The organism is Streptomyces sp. NBC_01255 (genome assembly GCF_036226445.1).
Classification (GTDB): domain Bacteria; phylum Actinomycetota; class Actinomycetes; order Streptomycetales; family Streptomycetaceae; genus Streptomyces.
Genome location: NZ_CP108474.1, coordinates 3,185,437 through 3,207,670, shown reverse-complemented (window position 1 = coordinate 3,207,670; position 22,234 = coordinate 3,185,437). Strand labels below are relative to the sequence as shown.

Here is a 22,234-nt window from a genome sequence, read left to right as displayed (position 1 = left end):
CATCAATCAGGTCGATTGGTGGGAACAGGAACGGAATCACCGTGATCAAGAAGATTATGGCGGCTGCGGCTGTGACGGCCTCTGTTGTCGGCGCTTCCGCTGCGGCGGCCTCTCCGGCGCTCGCCATCGCCAACGACGGCGGCACGACCTCCCTCAGCGGCAACGGCGCCCACCAGTCGTACGGCAACTCCAAGACCGCCGGTGACATGAGCCCGCAGTTCGCGGCGGTCCAGGGCTCGCTGAACAAGCTGTGCCTCGGCGTCCCGGTCAAGGGCAACCTCGGTTCGCTCATCGGCGCCATCCCGATCACCGCCCAGGACATCAACGTCCTGTCGTCCCCGCAGAACCAGCAGTGCGCGGACAACTCCACCCAGGCCAAGGGTGACGAGCCGCTGTCGCACATCCTGGAGGACATCCCGGTCCTCTCCGGGAACGGCGCCTACAACGGCTGATCCGCACCGCGCACGAAACAGGGCCGGAGGGAACGTTTCTCGTTCCCTCCGGCCCTGTTTCGTGGGGGCAATGGAGTGAAAGAGGTGACGTCGCCGATGTCGAGGTTTCCTTTGTGAGGCGTGTTCGTTGTGTGGTGTGCAGCGGAAAGGTATTCCGCCGAGGAAAGGATCCAGACGCAATGAACTGTAAGAAGGCCGCGGCCGTCATCGCCGGAATCGTCATGGCCATGGGTGTGGCGTCGCCAGCCTTCGCGGACGCGGACGCGCACGGCGTGGCCATCGGTTCGCCGGGCGTCCTGTCGGGCAACGTCGTCCAGGCCCCGATCCACATCCCGATCAACGTCTGCGGCAACAGCGTCAACGTCATCGGCGTGCTCAACCCCGCCGTCGGCAACTTCTGCGGCAACTTCTGAGTCCCCAGCGGTCCGCAGGCACAGGGGCCGGCCCCGGAGAGCACCCGCTCTCCGGGGCCGGCCCTCGGCTATGCCCCGACGGCGGCCTTCTCGTCCGTACGGGGTCGGGCCACCGTGCCGCGCCGGGTTCCGGACCGCAGCCGTTGCCGGACCCCCTTCACCAGCCGGCCCGCCGTGTACTCGGCGCCGAGCACGAACCGCATCGACGGCCCGTACGACGGGGCCGTGAGCAGCCCGGCGAGGAAGAGCCCCGGCCACGAGGACTCGAAGAGGCCGCCGACCTCCGGGGCGCCGACCGCGCCGACCGTCCGCAGCGCCCCGCGCAGCGCCGGGTCGAGCATCCCCGCCCGCTCCAGGGACGGCGTGAAGCCGGTCGCCGCGACGACGTGATCGGTCTCCAGGACCGTCGACCCGCCGGACCCGGCGATGTCGAGCCGGAGCCGCTCGTCCCCGGTCACGGTCGCCGAGGTGATCCGCTGCCCGAGCCGTACGTCCCCGACCGCCGCGAACCGCTCGCGCAGCCACCACGCGCCCGCCGGGCCGAGCGCCGAGTCGAAGATCCGCTCCCGGGTGGCCGCCGGAAGCCGCCGGAAGAGCCCCGGCGTGTCCGCGTAGAGCTTGTTGCGCCAGCCGCAGCCGAGGCCCGTGTGCGGGGCGCGCGCCGTGCGCCACGGGCCGCGGTCGAGGGCCGGGGGCAGGGTGTTCCAGTTCAGCCGGTCCGCGCGGGCGACGATCCGGACGGTGGCCGCGCCCTGCTCGGTGAGGAGCGCGGCCGTCTCCAGGGCGGCCTGACCGGCGCCGACGACGGTCACGTCCCGCCCGGCGAAGCGGTCGAGCGTGCCGTGGTGGCTGGAGTGGGTGACGTACCGCCGGGGGAGCCCCCGCAGCGGCCCGGGGACCTCCAGGAAGGGCAGCACCCCGATGGCGAGGGCCACCGTCCGCGTACGGAGCGGCTCACCGTCCTCCGTCCGCAGCGCGAAGCCCCCGGCCGTGGGCGCGACCGAGGCGATCAGGCGCTCGTCGAGGGCGGGCACGGCCTGACGGGCGAACCAGTCACCGTACGAGGCGAAGAAGTCGACCGGCAGCGGCACGCCGTGCTCGGCGCGGACGCCCCGCGTCACGGCGTACGCGTCGAGTCCGTACGCCCCCTCCGGGTCGGAGAGGTGCGAGGCCCAGGGTTCCGACTTCAGGAACATGCCCGGCGGCATGGCGTGCCAGGACGCCATCGAGCGGCCGAAGGTCCGCAGCTTCAGCCCGTGGGCCGCCGCGTGCGCGGCCACGGACAGACCGTAGGGTCCGGCCCCGACGACCACCAGGTCGTACATCGACTTCGACATCGTGCCTTCCGCCTTCATCGTTCTCATCGTGGGGTGAGCTGGTCGGGGGTGGTGCGGGCCGACGGCGCCGGGATGACGGCCGGATGCCCGGTCCGGCCGGCCCCGAGCCGCCGGACGACCGCGCCGAAGGCCTTGCGCAGGAGGTGCGCTAGCCAGGCGACGCCCATCGCGAGCGCGGGCGCCGGGTCGTCGGCCGCCCACCAGGCACGCTCGGTACGCGGCTGCCGCGCGGCGCCGGGCGCGGCCGCGTACCGGCGGCTCGGGGAGGTGACGAGCGAGAGCGCCGCGTAGTTCTCGACGACGAACCGGCGGCCGTATACCGGGGTGTGCGGCGGCACCGGACGGCCGGTCAGGTCCAGGTGCGCCGCCCGGACGACGTCCAGCCCCTCGGGGTCGGCGAAGAGCCGGAACTGCGCGCCGGGCCGGGGGTTGAAGTCGAGCAGGTGGTACGCGCCCGTGGACCGGTCGAGCCGGAAGTCCAGGTCGCACACGCCCCGGTAGCCGAGCGCGTCGAGCAGCTCGCGGGCCGTCCGGTCCACGGCCGGGTTCGCCGCCCAGCGGCCCACGGCGGTGAGCCCGGCGCCGTCGGGCCAGGAGCGCTCCTTGCGTCCGGTGGCCCCCGTCGCGCAGCGGCCGGCGGAGTCCACGTACCCGTGGAAGAACCAGTCCAGGTCCCGGCCCGCCGGTAGGAGTTCCTGGAGCAGCAGCCGGCTGCCGGCCTCGGGAGTGCGGCCGTACAACTCCCGTACCTCCGCGAGGGACCGCACGATCGAGGTGCTGCGCAGCCCGCGGCCGGCCGGCAGCGACCAGGGCCTGCTCCACTTGGCGACCACCGGGAGGCCGAGCGACCAGGCCATGGCGGCGGCCTCGTCGGCGCCGGTGGGGAGTTCGGTCCGCGGATGGGGCAGACCGAGCGCCGCGCAGGTCCTGGCGAGCGCGGCCTTGTCCGCGACCCGCAGGAGCTGCTCCTCGGTCTGCTCGGGCAGCAGGAAGCGCGGGGACAGCTCGGCGCGCCGCCGGGCCAGCGCGAGGGCGCTGACATCGTCCAGGGGGAGGGCCAGCACGGGATGTGAGGCACCGTCGGGTACCCGGCCGTCGATGTCGTGGCTGATCTCGTCGGAGATTCGCACCAGCAGTTCCGCAAGCCCGGCGGAGGACGGTGTGGCCGGGCCCGGGCGGGCCGAGCGGAGATAGCGGGACCGGGCGACGGGACTGGTGCTCGATTCGATGACGGCATGGACCGGGATTCCCGCTCGTCCCAGTGATCGCGCGGCGCCGAGAGTGCCGTGATGAAAGGGGTTCGGGTCGAGTCGCACAAGGACGGTGGGTACGCGGGTGTCGAAACTCTGACGGCGCGGCACGGCATGCCCTTCATCTCGGGTGCCCCAACTGGGCGATGAAATCCTCTAATGGACTACTGATCAGAGGGAAGCCGAGTTCACGGTCGGCTCATTAGGAATACTTTCGGAGTATCGGATTGACGGATCATCAAAAAGCGAGCGACGTGAAGGAGCGGCCATGGCAGCTGCACAGCGGAGAACATCGAGAGCGTGGCTGGGGGTGTTCACCGCCGGTCTCCTCGCCTCGGGATCGGTCGTCCTGTCGTCCCCCGCCCACGCCACCGACTCCGTAACGACGAAGGACCCCGGACCGACTCTCTCCAGCGCCATGGGAGCCTTCCTCGACTCGGGCGCGCTCGGGGTCGCCCGCATCGGGCAGCTCGAACGGTGGCTCGGCGGCCGCGAACTCCGCGTCGGGCACACCTACCTGCCGGGCGACCTCTGGTCGAACATCGAGGGCCCGCCCGGCTTCCTCGACGCCTGGGCGGACTGGCGCAACGAGCAGGACGACCGACTGTTCGTCCTCAACGTCCCCATGCTGGAGCGGAACGAGGCCGGCGTCTCCGACTACGAGGTCCGCCGACAGCTCCAGCTGGGCGCGGCCGGGTACTACGACCACCACTTCACGACCCTCGCCGAGCGGCTCGTCGAGCTCCGGGCGACCGACACCGTCATCGTCCTCGGCTGGGAGATGAACGGCACGACGTACACCCACCGGTGCGCGCCGGACCCCACGGCCTGGAAGAAGTACTGGACCCGCATCGTCACCGCGATGCGCTCCGTCCCCGGGCAGGAGTTCCGCTTCGACTTCAACCCGAGCCGCGGCCGCGACGCCGTCCCGTGGACCGAGTGCTACCCGGGTGACGACGTCGTCGACATCATCGGCATGGACTCGTACGACCAGCCGCCGGGAATGAGCTTCGACGAACACGTGAGCGAGCCGTACGGGCTCCAGAAGCAGGTCGATTTCGCCGCGGAGCACGGAAAGCAGATCTCCTACCCCGAATGGGGGCTCTTCCGTAACGGCGACAATCCCGTGTACATGCGGCGCATGCTGGAGTGGATGAAACAGCACAAGCCGCTGTATCACACGATCACGGATTACTGTCCGCACGGCGTCTGGCAGTGCGACGACAATCCGAAGTCGTCGCTGGTGTTCCGGCAGATGTTGTACGGGCTGGAACCGGAAATCCCGGAAATCCCGGAAATCCCGGAGATTCCGGTGGATCCGGTGGACCCGGTGGACCCGGTGGACCCGGTCGACCCGGTGGACCCGGTGGACCCGATTGATCCGGTGGATCCGGTGGATCCGGTTGACCCCGTCGACCCCGTCGACCCCGTCGACCCCGTGGATCCGGTCGATCCCGTCGATCCTGTGGATCCGGTCGACCCGACCGACCCGACCGACCCTGTCGAGCCGACAGACCCGACGGTCCCGGTGCCGAAGCCGGAGCCCAAGCCTGAGCCCAAGCCGGAACCGAAGCCGGAACCGAAGCCGGAACCGAAGCCGGAACCGAAGCCTGAGCCCAAGCCGGAACCGAAGCCTGAGCCCAAGCCGGAACCGAAGCCTGAGCCGAAGCCTGAGCCGAAGCCTGAGCCCAAGCCGGAACCGAAGCCTGAGCCCAAGCCCGACTGCTGGACCGTGAACCTCGGTTCGTGGGTCGAGAGTTGGATCGGCGGGCCCGTCTGCGTCCCGAAGGACTCCTGGAAGGACGAGGTCGACCTCGACTGGAAGGACGCGCTGAAGGGTGTCTGGCCCTTCTGACCGGACCCGACGGATCCGAACGGCGGCGGTGGAGGAAACTCATCCGCCGCCGTTCGGCGTCCGTCCGGGCAATCGGGCCAGTGCCCGCCCCACCCAGGCCCGCTCCCGGGCCTGGCGGGCCGCCCAGCGGCGACCGTCGGCGGCGCCCGCGCGCAGCCACAGGAGCGGGGCCGTACGCCGTCCGGCGAGCATCAGCCGCTGGTTGCGGACGGCCTCGGGGCGCCAGTGCTGCTTGTACGCCTCGGTGCCGCGCAGCATGCTCAGCGTGGCCCGCCCGCCGGTGCTCGTCTCGCGGGCCCCGTGGCGGAGCAGCATCGTCGCCACGTCGACCTTGCGGGCCCGCAGTTCGGGGTCGGCACCGTAGAGGTAGCCGCCGGCGAGTCGGGGGGACATCAGGGTCAGGTCGGCGGCCACCACGTCTCCGGCGAGCCGGAACTCGGTGACCATCGCGTCCCCGCGCTCCACCATGGGCCGCACGGCCCGCGTGAGGTGCTGGGCGAAGCGCCGGCTCGTGTGCTCGGCGGTCACTCCGCGCCCCTGCCACTGGAGCTGATGGAGCTTCAGGAGCCGGTCGAGGGCGGCCGGGACCTCGTCGCCGGTGACGACGTGCGAGTCGATGCCGAGGGCGTCGAGCTTGCGGAGCTTGGCGCGGACCCGCTGGGCCTTCCCGGAGGGGATCCGTTCGAGCAGCCCCTCCATGGGGACGGCGGGCAGCTCCAGGCACAGCGAGTCCGGGAGCCGGCGGCGCGGTCCGCGCCAGTGGGCGGAGATCCGCTCGGTGGCCGCGCCGGGGCGTACCTCCCGCAGGTCGATGACCGCGCCGCGGGCCGCCCGGGCGAGCGCCCGGGCCAGGGCGGGCGCCGCCTCGGGGCAGTCGTCGTCGAGCAGCACGTCCGTGAAGTCGGTGATGGTGCCGCCGAGCTGGGTGAGGACGGGCAGCGGCCCGCGCGCCCGCATCAGGGGCGCGGCGGCGACGAGTTCGCCGCTCTCCCGTCGTACGAGCACCACCCGCAGCGCACCGGGCCGACCGTACGAGAGCCACCAGGAGTGCAGCCAGGAGTGGGACTGGAAGGGGGTGGCGGAGGAGCAGCGCCCGTACAGCGCCGTCCACTCGGCCGCCAGCCGCCCGAAGCGCTCCTCGTCACGGCAGACCTCGGTCCGCAGGGTTCTCGGGGTCACACCGCCTCCGGTTCCGGCTGGTGCGAGGCGACCGCGGGGGCGGGCACGGCGGCGGACGTGGTGGAGGCCGCGGCGGGCGTGCCCGGGGCGGTGGCGGGCTGCCGGGAGTGCCGGGCCTCGCCGCGCGCGGCGCCGCGCTTCGGGCGGACGAGCAGGACCAGGCCGCCGAGGAGCCCGCCGGCACAGCCGCCGACGAGCGCGGAGAGCGGCGCGGACGGGGACACCGGCGCGACCGGCTTGGTGGCGCGCGAGAACTGGACGACCTTGACGCCCGTGCTGCCCGCGACGTGCGTGCTGTTGAGGACGAGAGCGCGGGCCACCCCGTCGGCCATGGACACGGCCTTCGCGGGCTTCTCGGCCCGGGCGGTGATCGAGATCATCGGCGCGTCCGGCGAGGTCGCGGCCTGCACGCTCTTGCGCAGCGTGTCGGCGGTGACGCCCGCCCACACCTGGGCGTCGCCGGTCACCGCGATGTCGGTGGCGACCCGCCCGTAGGCCTGGGCGAAGCCGAGCGCCGCCGCCGGGTCGGACTTCTCGGCCGGGACGACGATGACGTAGCTGATCGCCGCGTACTGCGGGGTCTTGAGCGCTCCGTATCCGCCGCCGAGGACCGCTCCGGCGAGGACGGCGGCGGGGAGCACGGCCCAGCGGCCCGGGCGACGGAGGCCGGCGGGCGGGAAGGTGCGGGTTGGGGTGGTGTTCATCGTGCGGGCTCTCTCACTTCGCGGGGGACGGGGTGCCGTGGACGGCCTGGTCGTAGAGGGACATCAACTGCCCTGCGCTGTGCGTGATGTCGTAGCGGCGGGCGGCCGCGGGCTGGGGGAGGCGGGTGAGCCGGGCGTCCCGGATGCCGCGCAGCGCGGAGACCAGCTCGGGCACGGACTCGCCGATCCGGCGCGCGCCCGGAGCCGCGTCCGGCGGCAGGTCGTCGATCGCGGGGCAGGCCACGTACAGCACGGGAAGGCCCGCGGCGAGCGCCTCGACGACCGCGAGCCCGAAGGTCTCGTCGGGGGACGTGGACACGAAGACGTCCATGGCGGAGAGCAGTTCGGGCAGCGAGGGGCCGAGCGAGGCGACGGACGGCGGGTCCTCGCAGGCCCCGACGAGCAGTACCCGGTCGGCGGCCCCGCACTCCCGGGCGATCCGCAGCAGCTCCGCGCGGTGCTCGCCCTCGCCGACGAGGAGCAGCCGGGCCTCCGGCACCGAGGCCACGGCCCGGACGAGCCGGTCGAACCGCTTCCCGGGCGTGAGCCGCCCCACCCCGCCGACGACATGGGCGTCCTCGGGGATGCCGAGGACGCCCCGGGTGAGGCGGCGGGCGCGGTCGTCGAAGGCGAAGCGGCCGGTCTCGATGCCGTTGGGCACCACCCGGATACGGTCCGGGGGCACCCCCCAGTCGGCGAGGCGGCGGGCCACGCTGGGCGAGACGGCGACCGTGGACGTGCCGAGCCGCTCGGACGCCAGGTACAGGGCGCGGGTGCCCGCGGAGAGCGGGCGGCCCTCGATCTGGGCCTCGCCGAGCGAGTGCTCGGTGGCGATGACCCGGCGGACCCCGCCGAGCCGGGCCGCGAGCCTGCCGTACACGCACGCCCGGTAGAGATGGGTGTGGACGAGGTCGTAGCGGCCCTGGCGGACGATCCGCGCGAGGCGGGGGAGCGCGCCGAGGTCGCGGTTGCCGGCCATGCCCAGGTGGGTGACGGGCGTGCCGTCGGACTCGATGCCCGCGGCGACGGCGCCGGGGTTGGTGAGGGTGACGACCCCGTGCTGGACCGGGAGGTGGCGCAGCAGGAGCCGCAGCTGCTGCTCGGCGCCGCCGATGCCGAGCCCGGTGATGACGTGCAGGACCCTCATGGCGCACCGACCACGGCGGGTCCGGCCTGGGCCTGCGAGGGGAACACGTCGACGGGGTGGCGGCGGCGCAGCGGGTGCAGCACGCGCTTGGCGGTGAGCCGCCAGGACGTGTCGTCCTCGCCGATGTGGACGCGGGGCAGGGCGTACGCGCTGGTGTGCGGGCCGGGGTCGATCGCGCAGGCGTGGCGGTAGCCGGCCTTCCGTACGGCGTGGATCACGCGCGGGTCGACCTTCCCGTACGGATAGCAGAAGCCGTCCACGGTCTCGCCGGTCATCTCCTCCAGGAGCTCCCGGCTGCGCCGGGTCTCGTCCGCGAGTGCCGTGTCGTCGGCCTCGGTGAGGGCGACGTGGGTGAGGCCGTGGGAGCCGATCTCCATGCCGGCCTCCGCGATCCGCAGGATGCCGTCCTCGTCGAGGAGCCGTTTGCGCGGTCCTTCGGTGTCCCAGGCGTTCTCGCCGCCGAGCCGGCCCGGCAGGACGTACACGGTGGCGGTGAAGCCGTGCCGGCGCAGCAGCGGCAGTGCCGAGTCGAGGAAGTCGGCGTAGCCGTCGTCGAAGGTGAGGCCGACGAGCCCCTTGGCGCGCCCGGCGGCGGTGGCGGCGAGGAGCTCCCGCACCGAGACCCCGCGCAGTCCCCGGTCGCCGAGCCAGTGCAGTTGCCGGGCGAAGCGGACCGGGGAGACGGTGACGTGGTACGGGTCGTCACCGGGGTCCGTGATCGAGTGGTACATCGCCACCCACAGGGGCGGTTTCACCCACAGGGGCGGCTTCGGCAGCAGTCGGCGCAGCGCGGTGGGGGCGGGCATGGTCGGTCCTCCGGGAGGCGGAGCGGGGCAGGGGCGGAATCTCCGGCGCCTTGGCGGCGCAGGCGATGAAGAGCAGGAAGACGCCGATGACGACCAGGGCGGCGACGGTGAGGGCGAGGGCGGGGGAGCCGATCCCGACCGAGCAGAGCCAGCCGGCGCCGGTGGCCCACGCGCCGGCGGTGGCGAGCCGGAGGAGCCCCTCGCCGAGCCGGTCGACCTGGACGGGCACGGTCTGGCGGTGGGCGCCGCGCAGCAGCAGGACGGCGGAGCAGGTGATGCCGAGGGCGTTCGCGGCGGCGATGCCGACGGCGCCCCAGTAGTGGGCGCCGGGGATCCCGGCGACGGTGGTCGTGGCGAGCCCGGCGGCCATGGCGGCGGCCGGGTACCAGAGGGGGCGGGCGGCGGAGAAATAGCAGCGGACGAGGGCGCCGACCATGGTCTGGCCGAGGAGGCCGAGGGCGTAGACGCGCATGACGGCGGCGGTGGCGACGGTGTCCGTACGGTCGAACTCTCCCCGTTCGAAGAGGAGTTCGACGATGCTGGGGGCGGCGGCGATCACCGTCGAGGCGCCGACGAGCACGACGACGGCGGCCAGCAGCAGATCCCGCTCGACCCGGCGGCGGGCCGCCTCGGTCTCGCCCGCCGCGAGGGCACGGGCGACCACGGGGAAGCTGACCGTGCACAGCATCAGGGAGAGGATCATCGGCATCTGCGCGACCTTCTGCGCGTAGTTCAGATGCGAGATGGCCCCGGCGGGCAGCGGCGAGGCGAGGAACCGTTCGATCAGCGTCTGCGACTGGCGGCAGAGCGAGAAGGCGACGACCGGCGCGATGAGACCGAGGACCAGGATGCGCCCCTCCTGCCCGCCGCGCCCGCTCTCGGGCGCGAGCGCCGTCGGCTCCTCCTTCGGCACCGGGCGGGCCCGCAGCTCACGGAGGAGCGAGGGGGCCTGCACGAGGACCATGAGGACCCCGCCGACCGCGACCCCGGCGGCGGCGGACCGCACCCCCCACGGCTCGCGCAGCACCAGGATCGTGCCGATGATGCCGACGTTGTACGCCACGTAGATCGAGGCCGGCGACAGGAAGCAGCCGTGCGCGCGGAGCGCGGCCGAGCAGTACCCGACCAGGGCGAAGGACAGCACGCAGGTCGCGGTCAGCCGCGTGCAGTCGACGGCGAGCTGAGGGTCGGGCAGGCCGGGCGCGAGGGTGGAGACGATCAGCGGCGCCGCCAGGACGAGTACGGCGGCGGCGACCGAGACGGCGACGGTGAGCCGCGGGAGCGTGCCGCGCACGAGGGCGCGCACCGGATCCCCGAACAGGCTGCCGGAGCGGCGGGCGAGCGCCCGGGAGAAGGCGGGCACGAGGATCAGCGCGAGCGCGTCCTCGATGAGCAGCGTCGAGGCGAACTCGGGGACCGTCCACGCCACCAGGAACGCGTCGGTCTCCGCGCCCGCGCCGAAGTACCCGGCGAGGATCTGGTCGCGTACGAGCCCGAGCAGGGCCCCGAGGGCGGTGAGCCCGGCGGTCACGGCGGCGGCCTTCGCGAGGAAGCCCCGCCCCTGCACGCGGTCGGCCCCGGCCCGTACGCGCGCCCGGGCATGCGCCCGGCGCCCGCGCGGCGCCCGCACGCCGGCTGCCCGCACCCCGTCCGCCCGCACCCCGTCCGCCCGTACGGCGGTCTCCGCCCCCCGTACGGCCGTTTCCGTCCCCACCCCCGCGCCCGCCCCCGGCAGCACCGGCGCCTCCGGGGCCCACGGAGAGTCCGTGGGCCCCGGAGGCGCGGTCGGCCAGGGGTCGGTCAGCGGGGTGCCGCAGGGCGGCCGGGGAGCGGAGCGCGGGGCGCCGGGCCACGGGGTGTCCGTGGGCTCCGGCTCCCCGGCCCACGGGTCACGCACGCCGCACCTCCGCCAGCGACCACCAGACCGCCAGGCCGAACACGACCGACATCAGGACCGTCGACGGGCCGCCGATGTCCGCGTAGAAGAAGTCGATGAGCTGCCACGACAGCAGGCCCGCCGCGACCAGTGCGCAGTCCGCGCCGAGACGCCGTCGGCGCAGCGCGCCGACGAGCAGCGCCACCCAGCTGCCCGCCAGCGCGAACAGCCCCAGAAGGCCCTGCTCGCTGAGCACCAGCAGGTACATGTTGTGCGGGGACAGCAGCGGCTGCCGCTGGAAGACGGCGCCCGCGCCCGCCGTGTCGCTTCCGGACGACAGCGCGAGCGAGGCGTTCGAGTCGCGGTACGCGGGGAAGCCCTTGAGGCCGACGCCCGTGACCGGCTCCGTGCTCCACATCCGTCCGGCCGCCGCCCACATCGTGTACCGGTCCGTCACCGACTGGTCCGGCGCCGCCGCCACCTGCGTGATGCTGGCGACCCGCTCCTTCACCATCTCCGAACCGATCCCGAGACCGCCGACGAGGACGACGCCGAGCGCCCCCGCCGCGAGCGCCACCCGCAGCGCCCGGCGCGGCCCGGCGAGCAGCAGCTGGATCCCGCAGGCGAGCACGGTCGCGATCCACGCGCCCCGGCTGAACGACAGCACCAGCGGCAGGAACAGCAGCCCCGCGCAGACCAGCGCCGCCGTCCGGGTCCGGCCGGGACCGCTGCCGAGCGCGATCCCGGTGACAATGACGAGCCCGTACGACACGACCGTCGCCATGCCCATCACATCGGTCGGCCCGAAGGTGCCGACGGCCCGGATGTCCTCGCCCATGTACGAGGCGCCCGTACCGGTCAGGTACTGGAGCACGCCCACCGCGCCCTGGAGCAGCGCGAGCCCGACGAGACCCCAGGCGACCACGGCGAAGTCCCGCCGGTCGCGGATCATCAGGAGCACGGCCGCCGGGACGAGGACGAAGATCTGTACGTAGCGGGCGACGCCCGGCAGGCTCGCCGCCGGGTCGTTCGAGGTGATCGCGGCCAGACAGATCCCGAGGACGGGCAGGCCGAGGACGACGGCCGCCGCCCGGGTCAGCGGCCGGGTGCCACCGCGCAGCACCCGCACGAAACAGATCAGGACGAGGAGCCCGGAGGCCGCGTCCGCGATCGTGCCCGTGCCGCCGGTGCCGCCCTGCGCCCCGCCGCCGCCCGGGACGAGCAGCAGCGCGATCACGGCGAGGACCGGGGACAGCGCCCCGGCCCTGCGGGCCCAGTCCCGTACGTCGTCGCGGGCCCGGTCCCGTACGTCCTCGCGGGTCCGGTTCCTCGCGTCCGGGTCGACCGCCGGCACCGGCGTCACGGCCGTGGCCATCCTCAGCTCCCTGTGGGTCGGACGAGCCCGGCCGCCGTACGCAGCAGGATGCAGACGTCCTGCCAGAGCGACCAGTGGTCGATGTAGTGGTTGTCGAAACGGCAGCGGTCCTCGATCGAGGTGTCGCCGCGCAGCCCGTGCACCTGCGCAAGCCCCGTCAGCCCCACCGGCATCCGGTGCCGGGCCGCGTAACCGGTGTGGAGCTTGCTGAACTGGGCGACGAAGTACGGGCGTTCGGGCCGGGGCCCGACCAGGCTCATGTCCCCGCGCAGGATGTTCCACAGCTGCGGCAGCTCGTCCAGCGAGCTCTTGCGCAGGAAACCGCCGGCCGCGCTCATCCGCCGGTCGCCCGCCACGTTCCAGCGGGTCGCCGACTCGGTGTCGTCGGTCGGCCGCAGCGTACGGAACTTGAGGAGCGTGAAGTGGCGGCCGTGCTGGCCCACCCGCTCCTGCCGGAAGAGGACGCCCGGCCCGTCCGAGACGCGCACGGCGAGTGCGCACAGCAGCAGCACCGGCAGCGCGAGCGCGAGCGCGGGCGCGGCGAGCGCGATGTCGAGCGCGCGCTTGGCGGTCAGCCCGCGGCGCTCGCCCAGCGGGACGATCCGGCGCCAGGCGTACCCCCAGACGTGCTCCCCCATCGGCCCGGCCTGCCGCTGGCCGCCCACCCGCCAGGTGGTGCAGCCGTAGTGCTGGAAGAGGTTGACGAGACCCGGGTCGTCGTCGAGGAACACCGCGTCGCACACGCTGTTCTGGATGACGGCCCGGTGGATCTCCTCGGTCGTGGTGAGGACCGGAAGTCCGGCCTCCCCGACCGCCCGGGCGGCTCCGCCCTGCTCCGGCACGCCGACGATCCCGACCGGCCGCACCCCGTACTCCGGGTGCTGGGCGGCCGCCGCGGCGAACCGGCGCGCGGCCCCCGTCCCGCCGATGACCAGCGCCGAGCGGGGACGCTCCCGCGCCACCCGCCGCCTGCGGGCAAGCAGCAGCGCGCGCACCAGGCACACGACGGCGACGTGCGTGCCGTACGCGGCGCAGAGCCGCAGCGGCCCGAACGCCAGGGCGGGCGAGTACGCGGCGACGGCGGCCGCCGCCAGACACCAGGCGACCCCGGCGCGGGAGGCGAGCGCGGGCAGCTCGTCGAGCAGCCGGGTGTGCGCGGCCGGCCGGTAGAGCCCCCCGTGCCCGTCGAGGACGAGGACGAGCGCCGTGATCGGCAGCAGCAGCCGGGCGTCGTGGTGCGCCGCGCTCAGGAGCGAGGCGGCGGCCAGGACGGCGAGGCAGTCGACCGCCGCGAGCGGCCAGGCGCCGGACCGCCGCCGGGCGGGGCGGCGCGGCAGCGCGAGCCGGTCCGTCGTGGCGCGGCGCGGCGCGAGGGAGGCGAGGCCGAAGGCCTGGCCCGCCGTGGGCCAGGGGCCCGGCGAGGGAGGAACGCTGGTACTTTCCGTGGTCACTGCGCAATCGGCTCTCTGTGTTCGGCCCCCCGCACGCCGGCCAGTTCGCGGTAGACGTCCGCGACGGCCGCGCCGGTGCGCCGGACATCGAAACTGCTGAGTACGTGCTCGTGGGCCTCGCGGCCCAGACGGTGCCGCAGCTCCGGCCTGCCGAGGAGGCGGCCGAGAGCGGCGGCGAGCGCGGCCGGGTCCTCGGGCGGGACCAGGCACAGGGGTTCATGGGTGGGCGGCAGGCTCTCGCGCGCCCCGTCGACATCGCTGACGACGACCGGCCGGCCGCTCGCCATGGCCTCCAGGGGCGCGAGCGCCATGCCCTCCCAGCGGGACGGCAGGACGACCACGTCGGCGGCCCGGTACCAGGGGACGGTGTCGTCGACGGCGCCGGTGAAGCGGACCGAGGGGCCCGCCGCCGCCCGCAGCCGTTCGCCGTCCGGGCCGTCGCCGACCAGCACGAGACGGGCCGTGGGCACCTCCGCGAGGACGGCGGGCCAGGCGGCGAGCAGCACGTCCTGCCCCTTCTGGCGGCAGAGCCGGCCCACGCAGACGACGGTGGGTACGGGGTTGCCGGGCGGGCCGTCGGTCGCGAACCGGGCCACGTCCACACCGTTGTGGACGACGGACCAGTCCGCCACGACCCCGGCGGCCTCGCCGGTACGGCGCTCGGCCTCGCTGACGCAGAGGATCCGGTCCGTCCAGCGGGCGCCGAACCGCTCCCAGCGGCGGGCGAGCGACGCGGTCGTCCCGGTGACCGCCTCGAAGGACCAGGCGTGCGGCTGATACACCGTCGGAACCCGTCCGCGCAGGGCGAGTCGGGTGCACAGCCCCGCCTTGGCGCTGTGCGCGTGGACGAGACCGGGCCTGACGGTACGGATCACCCGTGCCAGCTCCCTCGTCTCGCGGACCAGTCGGGGACCGGGGTCCCGGCCGGCCCGCCAGTCGTGGGTCTCGGCGCCCTCGGCGCGGACGGCTGCGGAGAGGGAGGTGCCCGGGGGACAGGCGACCGCGACCCGCAGGCCGGCGGCGCGCTGGGCGCGGACGAGGTCGACGACGACACGGGCGACCCCGCCGTCACCGGGCTGGACCGTGTGCAGGACGGTGACGGACGCGGGGTCCGGCGCTTCCGGCGCTCGTGGAGGCCGCACGTCAGCGCCGGACGTCGGCCTGGAGGAAGAGCGCACCGAGCCAGACGGTGTCCTTCCGGCTGCCGAACCGGACATGGACACGATCGCCCCCCTCGCGCAGCGCCCCCCGCAGGTCGAAGACGTCGGAGTCGTACCCCAGAGTGTTCGTACCATCGGGATAACGGACCGTCCGACCGGTGCCGAATTCGGTGATGCTGGAGTTCATGACGTCGTCGGAAGAATTAGCGGAATCGGCCATTCGGACGCTCCGGGACGGGCTCGTTTCGACCGCCAGGTAATCACCGGAAGTACCGCGGTCGCCGTCATAGGCGATCACGCCGAGACGTCCGCCCACGCCCTTCGGATAACGCTTTCCACCGACCGGGACACGCAGCTCACCGTCCCCCGGACCGACCGTTTCGAAACCGTCCCAGACGGCCAGTCGGCGCAGTGGTTCCGAGGCCTTCTCGTACGCGGCGACGAGCGTCCAGCCACCCCAGCCGCCGACCTTCGAACGCCCCATGGCGACATTGACCTGGGCGACGGTCCACTGCCCCGAGCGGGCCGAGCGGACCAGCTCGGTGACGTCGGCGGAGGCCTGGAAGGCGTCGGCGCCGCCGGCGGTGCGGTGGCCGATCAGGGTGTCGGCGAGCAGCGCCTTGTACTGGCCGCCGGGCTCGGCGATCAGGACGCGCCCGTTGTCCGCGGGCGGCTTCTGCTCGCCCACCCGCAGGTTCCCGCCCCAGTACAGACGGGCCCAGCTCACCCGGGCGCCCGAGGGCACCGGGAGCTCGGCACGGCTGGAGTTGTACGTGTTGGGGTCGCTGTCGACGTCGACGTACGCGATCGAGGCGTCGTCGTTGACCGACTCGGTGCCCTTCGCGCCCTTCGCCGAGGTGTTGGCGGCCCGCACGATCCCGCCGTGTTGTTCGGCCTCGTAGCGCGGGGCGAAGGGGACGCGGGCGGCCTCACCGGGCCGGGGCGCGGCGGCGGAGGCGACCGGCAGCGCGGCGGACAGCACCGCACACGACAGGGCGCACACCACACTGCGACGCACAGCAGGAAACGCTGAATTCCGCATACAGGTTCTCCGCTTTGATGAGGGGAGGAAGGGAAGACCCGAGAAGGCCGGGAGAGGGGGAGGTGTCGTCCGCACGAAATGGGTGAACGCGCGGTCGGCCCGGAAGCAACGTTCGGGAACGTTATAACCCCGACGCGGGGCGATAGTAAGCATTAGATGCTCGGAAACGCTAACTCCCGTATCTGCGCGGCAGGTTCCTCGTTGAGCGTGTTGCGCTGTTCCACGCCCAGTCCCTCCAATGGCCCTCTTATGGCCCAAAGATCGGTTGAACGTCACCCGTTCGGGAGAGCAACCGATGAAAGGCCGATGCGTTGTTGAGAGAGCCGGGCCGAACAGTCCGCGCAGTCCGAGTTGGATGAATTCGATCGAGGAGCACTTCCCCATGTCCCGTATCGCCAAGGCCGTTGTCCTGACCGTCGGTGCCGCCGCCGCGGTCGCCGGTGCCGCCGGTGTCGCCGCCGCCGACTCCATCGCCGAGGGTGCGGCCGTGAAGTCCCCGGGTGTCGGCTCCGGCAACGTCGTCCAGGTCCCGGTCCACATCCCGGTCAACCTCTGTGGCAACACCGTCAGCGTCATCGGCGCGCTGAACCCGACCTTCGGCAACTTCTGCGCCAACGTCTGATCTCGCACAGCGGATCGGTCCTTCCGAAGCCGGTGCGCCCACCCCGATCGGGGTGGGCGCACCGGCTTTTCCCTTGCGGGGACTGGTGGGCTACTCGTTCGGCCGCACCGTCGTGCGCCGGTCGGTGCAACGGCGTACGCCCCTTCGAGGGGCAGGCCGGGAGGGTGGATTCACTCGAACGGAGACGTGGCGCTCAGTAGTTCCCCGGTTGCGGAGGGCTATACCCGCAGGCACGGTGGGAGAGAAGTTGTCCGACGCATAAGGAAAAGGAACACATATGCGTCCCCTGGCTACACGCCGATTCACTGCCCTGGCGATATCCGCCGCCATCACCCTCGGCGCGGCGGGACCCGCCGTCGCCGGCGAACACCATCCGTCCTCCGCGGCCGACCGGGCCGCCCACGCGCCCCTCCCCGAAGCCGCCGCCCTGCTGACCCAGGCCGAGGCGCTCGGCGAGCTCGGCTCGGTGACGACCCCCGTGACCGAACTCGTCACGGCAGCCCTCAAGGCCGACGCGGGCCAACTGCCCGCGGCCGACGCCGACGCCCTCAAAACGAAGATCGCGGCGGCCGTCGACCAGGCCAAGAACACGGCCCCGGCCCCCCTGCCGGAAACCCCCGCGCCGGATCTCCCGGCCCCGGACCTCCCGGCCCCGGACCTCCCGGCCCCGGACCTCCCGGCCCCGGACCTCCCGGCCCCGGACCTCCCGGCCCCGGACCTCCCGGCCCCGGACCTCCCGGCCCCGGACCTCCCGGCCCCGGACCTCCCGGCCCCGGACCTCCCGGCCCCGGACCTCCCAGCCCCGGATCTCCCGGCCCCGGACCTGCCCGCGCCGGATCTCCCGGCCCCGGACCTGCCCGCGCCGGACCTTCCGGCCCCGGATCTCCCCGCGCCCGACCTTCCCGTGAAGCCGCCGGTGGGCCTGCCCGTCGCCGCCGGTGCGAAGGCCGCCGCCGCGCCCGCGGACATCGTGGACGACGCCCTCGCCACGGTTGAGAAGGCCGTCGCCGGCCTGCTCGCCGCCGTCACCTCGGGCGATGCCGCCGGAGTCGTACCGCAGGTGACCGCGACCCTGACGTCACTGGTCAATCTGGCCGTCGCCACCGTGCTCGGCAGCGGTCTGCCCGCACCGGACCTGGCCGGACTGCCCGCCCTTCCGGCGCTCCCGGTCACCGCGCCCGAGCTGCCCGTCGATCCGCCGGAGCTGCCCGTCGACCCGCCCGAGCTGCCGGTCGACGCGCCCGTGAAGCCGCCTGTCGACGTCCCCGACCTGCCGGTCAAGCCCCCGCTTCCCGTCAGGTAGTCCCCGCGAAGGCCCGTACCGGCCCGGCGTCCGCCGCACCGGTACGGGCCTTCGCGCGACAAATAGCACCGGTCGACATCGATCGGGTGCAGTGTCGAGAAATCCTTCCTCCCGGAGTTTCCGGGGAGCGCACCTCTCGTTACAGAAGGCAGAAGAACACGCGGGATTCGGCCAAGAACCCTGTGTGGAACGTGACTTGAAAGTACAGAGGAAGGATTCTCCCCATGAAGTCCACCAAGGTCGCCGCGATCGTCGCCGGTTCGCTCGCGGCGCTGGGTGCCGCCGCGCCCGCCATGGCCACGGAGGCGCTGACCCCCACCAGCCTGAACGGTGGCCTGGAGGCGATCGCCGCCAATGGACTGAAGACGGACGTGCTCAGCAGCACCACCGACGGCTCCCCGGTGAAGGCCGCCACGGACACCCTGGGCCAGCTCAACGAGGCCGGCAAGGGCGGTTCCGCGCTGCTCGGCGGTCTCCCGCTGGGCGGCTGATCGAATGATTTTCTGATCGGCCGCCGTGTGGCCCCCGCTTGACGTGGGGCCCCGCTCCCTACTGTCTGGTCCATCCCACGCGAACGTCGGCGTGGACTGGCCGGTCGGAGCGAGGGGGGATCCTCGCCGGTCTCTCCCTTTCTCCAGAGGAAGAGCGGTATGCGGTCCATCATCAGCAGGAAAGTACTCACCGCAGCGGCAGCGACCGGCATCCTGTCGCTGACCGGCGGATTCGCCCTTGCCGCCAACTCCCATGCCGGTACGGGCGATTCCCCCGGTCCCGGTACGGGGGGTCAGGTCCAGGGCCCCCTGCCCGCGGACGTCTGCGGCAAGAGCATGGAGCTCGGCGGCTTCGCCGCGGCGGCCGTCGGCGACCTCTGCGCCCAGGCGGGGGAACCCGGCGGCTATGGCGACGAGCCGGGCGAGCCGACCCATCCCCCGACGACTCCGCCGCACACGGAGCCCCCGACGACTCCGCCGCACACGGAGCCCCCGACGACTCCGCCGCACACCGAACCGCCGCAGACCGAGCCTCCGCACACCGAACCGCCGCAGACCGAGCCTCCGCACACTGAGCCTCCGACGACCGAGCCTCCGCACACGGAGCCTCCGACGACCGAGCCTCCGCACACGGAGCCTCCGACGACCGAGCCTCCGCACACCGAGCCGCCGACGACTCCGCCGCACACCACGCCCCCGCCGACTAACCCGGACGAGCCCGGTGAGTGCGAGGAGCCCGCGCCCGGTGAGGAGCCGGAGCCCGGTTGTGAGGAGCCGACCACTCCGCCGACGACTCCGCCCACTTCGCCGCCGTGGACGCCTCCGACCAACCCGGACGAGCCCGGTGAGTGCGAGGAGCCCGCGCCCGGTGAGGAGCCGGAGCCCGGTTGTGAGGAGCCGACCACTCCGCCGACCACTCCGCCCACTTCCCCGCCGTGGACCCCGCCGACCGACGAGCCGAGCACCCCGACGACCCCGCCGGGGCCCGAACTCCCCGACACCGGCAGCGACCCCGCGCTCATGGGCGCGGCCGCCATCAGTGCGGCGCTGATCATCGGCGGCACCGTCGTCTACCTCCGGGGCGGACGGATCTCCCGCCGTCACTGACGGCCCCCTGGGCTGACGGAACGTCAAGCGAGGCCCTCACCTTCACCGGTGAGGGCCTCACGCGTTGCTGCACACGGGGGTATTCCGCCACGTTTCCCCCGAACGGCTCGTTCTACAGCGCATGACTCTGCGCTCTCACGCCGGCATGGGAATCCTCATGACCGCGCTCGCCTCCGCCGCCATGGCCGCCCCGGCCGCCGCCGTCGAGGCACCGGTGATCGTTCCGCTCCAGGGACTTGAGCCCGTACTGCCGATGGACGCGCCCACGGTGGCCACCGGCGTGCCCGTCCCGGTGCCCGGCGCGCCCACCGGCTTCCAGAAGGGCCTCGGCTCCCTGCCGGACTTCACCCTGCCCAGCGTGCCGCTCACCGGCACCCTCCCGAAGACCGTCGTGGACGCGCCGCTGCCCGAGCTCCTGGACGGCAGCGACCTCGGCCGGGCGCTCCTCAGCAGCCCGCACTCGGAGATGAAGGCGTCCACTCCCGGCGCCGTCGTCGGCAACCCCGTGGAGTCCCCGCGCGGCAACGGGCTCGCCGGCCTTCCGGACCTGGCGAAGCCGCAGGCCGCCCTCCTCACCCCCGTGCTCAGCGGAGCCCTCGACCCCCAGCTCGGTCTGGCGCCGAACGCGCACTGACGCCGCGGCACCCCCCCGCGCGGGTGAAGACACGATTCTTCCCCGCCACCCCACGGGTCGTTGATCGTTACAGAGAAGGCTCGTCGCATGGCCGCGGCCCGTGGACCGAGGCCCGTCCCGTCGTAACCGGCGGCGGGCGCCCTCCGTCCGCGGGCCAATCTCTTTTCGGACTCTTTTCGGATTTCTTTCGTCTCGTTCGGCGCAATGACCGTGACCAGACCGTGTGACCGGCGTTGAAGGGGAGTCGGCCGTGATTCCTGCGGTCGCTTTCCACGTCCAAGGAGTTCTTGATGTCTCGCATCGCGAAGGCTGCCGCTGTTCTCGCCGGCACGGGTGCCGTGGCCCTCAGCGGAGCCGGCCTGGCCGTCGCCGACTCGGGCGCCGAGGCCGTCGCCGCCCACTCGCCCGGTGTCGCCTCCGGCAACGTCGTCCAGGTCCCGGTCCACGTCCCGGTCAACCTCTGCGGCAACACCGTCAACGTCATCGGCCTGCTCAACCCGGCCTTCGGCAACACCTGCATCAACGCCGACGGTCACGGCCACGACAACGGCGGCTACGGCGGCTGATCCCCCTCGTCCGACAGGTGTGTCCCCCCGGCCCGGCGGCCGGGGGGACACACCTGTGTGCGGGGTCAGGCGTACCGGTAGATCCGGCTGTGGTCGAACAGCTCCGCCGGAGTGACCCCCCAGGGAGCCATCGGCTCGTGCCGGGCGACGACCTTGCGGTACTGCGCGTCGCCCAGCGGCGGCGGCTCCGCCGGCAGGTACGCGGCCCCGGGGTTGCGCTGCTGCCACCGCGACCAGACCAGGTCGACGAAGGAGTGGTGCAGCCAGAAGACCGGGTCGTTGACGGAGCCGCCGCCGAGCATCAGCCCGCCGACCCAGCGGTGGACGCGGTTGTGGACGCGGAACCGCTCGTTGCCCTGGCCCGAGGCCCAGCCCTCCAGCCGGTTGCGGAAGCCGGACGCGCTCGTCGAGTTCCAGGGCGCCACGTCGTACACCCGCTCCCGCATCACCTCGTCGAGCTGGGCCTGCGTGGGAAGCGCGACCGGATCGCGGGGCCGGCCGAAGTCCCTGGTCAGGAAGCGGGTCTCGGACATCGCGTACGTGACGTTCCACCGCCCGGTGGAGTGGGCGAAGGGGCCGGTCATGACCTGGAGGTCGGCGCGGCGCCCGTTGCCGCCCATGAAGTCCTCGCCCCAGATCGACGAGGCCGGGCTGTTGTCCCGGGTCCAGTCCCAGTAGGGGACGGAGACCGTGCCGTCGATCCGGCGCAGCGCCTTCTCGAACTCCAGCAGGAACCTGCGGTGCCAGGGCAGGAAGCTCGGCGCCATGTGGGCGGTCCGCAGCCGCCCCTCCCCGTCGGCCGTGTAGTGGTCGATGTGGGTGCGAACGAACTCGTCGTACGCGCCGGTCCGCTTGAGCTCCAGGACGGCGGCGACGAACTTCCGGCGCTCGGCGCCGGTCAGGTCGCGCTGGTTCTTACGCGTGTACACCACGCGGGCTCCCTCCCGTCGGGTCGGTGTGGACGCCATGGGCGGCGGCGAACCGGGACAGCGGGGCGGCGCCCAGCTCGTCCACGGCGGCGCGGGTGGCCGCCAGCGGCGTCGGGCAGGACGCGTAGTGGTCGATCGGCGAGACGTAACCGCCGTCGGCGCAGCGCATCAGATGCAGCGGCCGGCCGTCGACGAAGGCCGCCGGGGTGCCGCCGGGTCCGGAGAAGCCCCGGATGCGGTGGCCTCCGTACATCTCGTCGAAGGCGAGCGGGTCGCGCGAGCCGCGCGGCGCCCCGGACGGTGCTCCCGGCGGGGTGCGGGTCGCGATGCGGCCGAGCGCGCCCCCGGTGAAGGCGGCGACCGCCACGGCGAAGAGGGACCGCAGTGCGACGCGGCGCGGGACGATCATGAGTGATCTCCTCGGGTCGGCAATTGCCCTCAGGGCACAACGATGAAAACCCGGGTTCGTTGCGTTCGAAATGCCAGCGGCGTGAATATCGACCGTTCGGGTGAAATCGGCGAAGAGGGAGGGGGG

General features: G+C 73.3%; 22 protein-coding genes. 9 read left to right on the top strand and 13 right to left on the bottom strand.

Going from position 1 to position 22,234, the window contains the following annotated elements; all coding sequences use genetic code 11:
• Nucleotides 1–41 precede the first annotated feature (41 nt).
• Complete coding sequence (locus OG357_RS14040; protein WP_329621467.1) at nt 42–452, top strand: rodlin; 411 nt, start codon at nt 42–44, stop codon at nt 450–452.
• 179 nt (nt 453–631) lie between these two features.
• Nucleotides 632–865 (top strand): chaplin, encoded by a 234-nt coding sequence (locus tag OG357_RS14035; protein WP_056643515.1) that lies wholly within the window; start codon nt 632–634, stop codon nt 863–865.
• A 68-nt stretch (nt 866–933) separates the two neighbouring features.
• Here the strand turns inward: OG357_RS14035 and OG357_RS14030 are convergent, their stop codons facing one another.
• Together OG357_RS14030 and OG357_RS14025 are read right to left on the bottom strand one after the other, a co-directional pair.
• The gene (locus tag OG357_RS14030) at nt 934–2,190 is read right to left on the bottom strand and encodes an FAD-dependent oxidoreductase (protein ID WP_329625589.1); all 1,257 of its coding nucleotides are present in this window, start codon (nt 2,188–2,190) and stop codon (nt 934–936) included.
• 35 nt (nt 2,191–2,225) lie between these two features.
• On the bottom strand, nt 2,226–3,332 hold the full coding sequence (locus OG357_RS14025) for a carboxylate--amine ligase (RefSeq protein WP_329621466.1): 1,107 nt from the start codon (nt 3,330–3,332) through the stop codon (nt 2,226–2,228).
• A gap of 388 nt (nt 3,333–3,720) precedes the next feature.
• Here OG357_RS14025 and OG357_RS14020 point away from each other — a divergent pair, with 388 nt between their 5' ends.
• Entirely contained in the window at nt 3,721–5,307 is a 1,587-nt protein-coding gene (locus OG357_RS14020; RefSeq protein WP_329621465.1) for a glycoside hydrolase family 26 protein, read from the top strand.
• Between the two features lie 39 nt (nt 5,308–5,346).
• On the opposite strand, the gene OG357_RS14015 is transcribed toward OG357_RS14020, so the two are convergent.
• The 9 genes from OG357_RS14015 to OG357_RS13975 form a co-directional block, all read right to left on the bottom strand.
• The gene (locus tag OG357_RS14015) at nt 5,347–6,486 is read right to left on the bottom strand and encodes a GNAT family N-acetyltransferase (RefSeq protein ID WP_329621464.1); all 1,140 of its coding nucleotides are present in this window, start codon (nt 6,484–6,486) and stop codon (nt 5,347–5,349) included.
• A complete protein-coding gene (locus tag OG357_RS14010; RefSeq protein ID WP_329621463.1) occupies nt 6,483–7,190 on the bottom strand; it encodes a lipopolysaccharide biosynthesis protein in 708 nt (235 codons plus the stop codon). Before OG357_RS14010 ends, OG357_RS14015 begins: the two co-directional genes overlap by 4 nt.
• 13 nt (nt 7,191–7,203) lie before the next feature.
• Entirely contained in the window at nt 7,204–8,337 is a 1,134-nt protein-coding gene (locus tag OG357_RS14005) for a glycosyltransferase (protein WP_329621462.1), read from the bottom strand.
• Nucleotides 8,334–9,143 carry a polysaccharide deacetylase family protein gene (locus OG357_RS14000; RefSeq protein WP_329621461.1) on the bottom strand — a complete coding sequence of 270 codons (810 nt, stop codon included), beginning with the start codon at nt 9,141–9,143 and terminating at the stop codon, nt 8,334–8,336. The genes OG357_RS14005 and OG357_RS14000 overlap by 4 nt, the downstream gene beginning before the upstream one ends.
• Entirely contained in the window at nt 9,040–10,881 is a 1,842-nt protein-coding gene (locus OG357_RS13995) for a lipid II flippase MurJ (protein WP_443066806.1), read from the bottom strand. Before OG357_RS13995 ends, OG357_RS14000 begins: the two co-directional genes overlap by 104 nt.
• Before the next feature lie 151 nt (nt 10,882–11,032).
• The gene (locus OG357_RS13990) at nt 11,033–12,394 is read right to left on the bottom strand and encodes an O-antigen ligase family protein (protein WP_329621460.1); all 1,362 of its coding nucleotides are present in this window, start codon (nt 12,392–12,394) and stop codon (nt 11,033–11,035) included.
• 2 nt (nt 12,395–12,396) lie between these two features.
• A complete protein-coding gene (locus OG357_RS13985; RefSeq protein WP_329621459.1) occupies nt 12,397–13,845 on the bottom strand; it encodes a sugar transferase in 1,449 nt (482 codons plus the stop codon).
• The gene (locus OG357_RS13980; RefSeq protein ID WP_329621458.1) at nt 13,842–15,023 is read right to left on the bottom strand and encodes a glycosyltransferase; all 1,182 of its coding nucleotides are present in this window, start codon (nt 15,021–15,023) and stop codon (nt 13,842–13,844) included. The genes OG357_RS13985 and OG357_RS13980 overlap by 4 nt, the downstream gene beginning before the upstream one ends.
• Complete coding sequence (locus tag OG357_RS13975; RefSeq protein ID WP_329621457.1) at nt 14,989–16,047, bottom strand: DUF3344 domain-containing protein; 1,059 nt, start codon at nt 16,045–16,047, stop codon at nt 14,989–14,991. The genes OG357_RS13980 and OG357_RS13975 overlap by 35 nt, the downstream gene beginning before the upstream one ends.
• 382 nt (nt 16,048–16,429) lie before the next feature.
• Here OG357_RS13975 and OG357_RS13970 point away from each other — a divergent pair, with 382 nt between their 5' ends.
• From OG357_RS13970 to OG357_RS13945, 6 genes are all read left to right on the top strand, one after another.
• Nucleotides 16,430–16,669 carry a chaplin gene (locus OG357_RS13970; protein ID WP_329621456.1) on the top strand — a complete coding sequence of 80 codons (240 nt, stop codon included), beginning with the start codon at nt 16,430–16,432 and terminating at the stop codon, nt 16,667–16,669.
• Between the two features lie 277 nt (nt 16,670–16,946).
• A complete protein-coding gene (locus OG357_RS13965) occupies nt 16,947–17,972 on the top strand; it encodes a hypothetical protein (protein ID WP_329621455.1) in 1,026 nt (341 codons plus the stop codon).
• Between the two features lie 224 nt (nt 17,973–18,196).
• On the top strand, nt 18,197–18,463 hold the full coding sequence (locus OG357_RS13960; RefSeq protein ID WP_329621454.1) for a hypothetical protein: 267 nt from the start codon (nt 18,197–18,199) through the stop codon (nt 18,461–18,463).
• Nucleotides 18,464–18,622: 159 nt separating this feature from the next.
• Entirely contained in the window at nt 18,623–19,570 is a 948-nt protein-coding gene (locus OG357_RS13955) for a chaplin family protein (protein WP_329621453.1), read from the top strand.
• Between the two features lie 121 nt (nt 19,571–19,691).
• A complete protein-coding gene (locus OG357_RS13950; protein WP_329621452.1) occupies nt 19,692–20,204 on the top strand; it encodes a hypothetical protein in 513 nt (170 codons plus the stop codon).
• A gap of 290 nt (nt 20,205–20,494) precedes the next feature.
• Nucleotides 20,495–20,770, top strand: coding sequence for a chaplin (locus tag OG357_RS13945; RefSeq protein WP_329621451.1), 276 nt, complete (start codon nt 20,495–20,497; stop codon nt 20,768–20,770).
• 65 nt (nt 20,771–20,835) lie between these two features.
• Here the strand turns inward: OG357_RS13945 and OG357_RS13940 are convergent, their stop codons facing one another.
• Nucleotides 20,836–21,702: a tyrosinase family protein gene (locus OG357_RS13940; protein ID WP_329621450.1), complete on the bottom strand. Its 867-nt coding sequence runs from the start codon at nt 21,700–21,702 to the stop codon at nt 20,836–20,838.
• Nucleotides 21,686–22,108 (bottom strand): tyrosinase family oxidase copper chaperone, encoded by a 423-nt coding sequence (locus tag OG357_RS13935; protein WP_329621449.1) that lies wholly within the window; start codon nt 22,106–22,108, stop codon nt 21,686–21,688. Before OG357_RS13935 ends, OG357_RS13940 begins: the two co-directional genes overlap by 17 nt.
• Between the last annotated feature and the right edge of the window lie 126 nt (nt 22,109–22,234).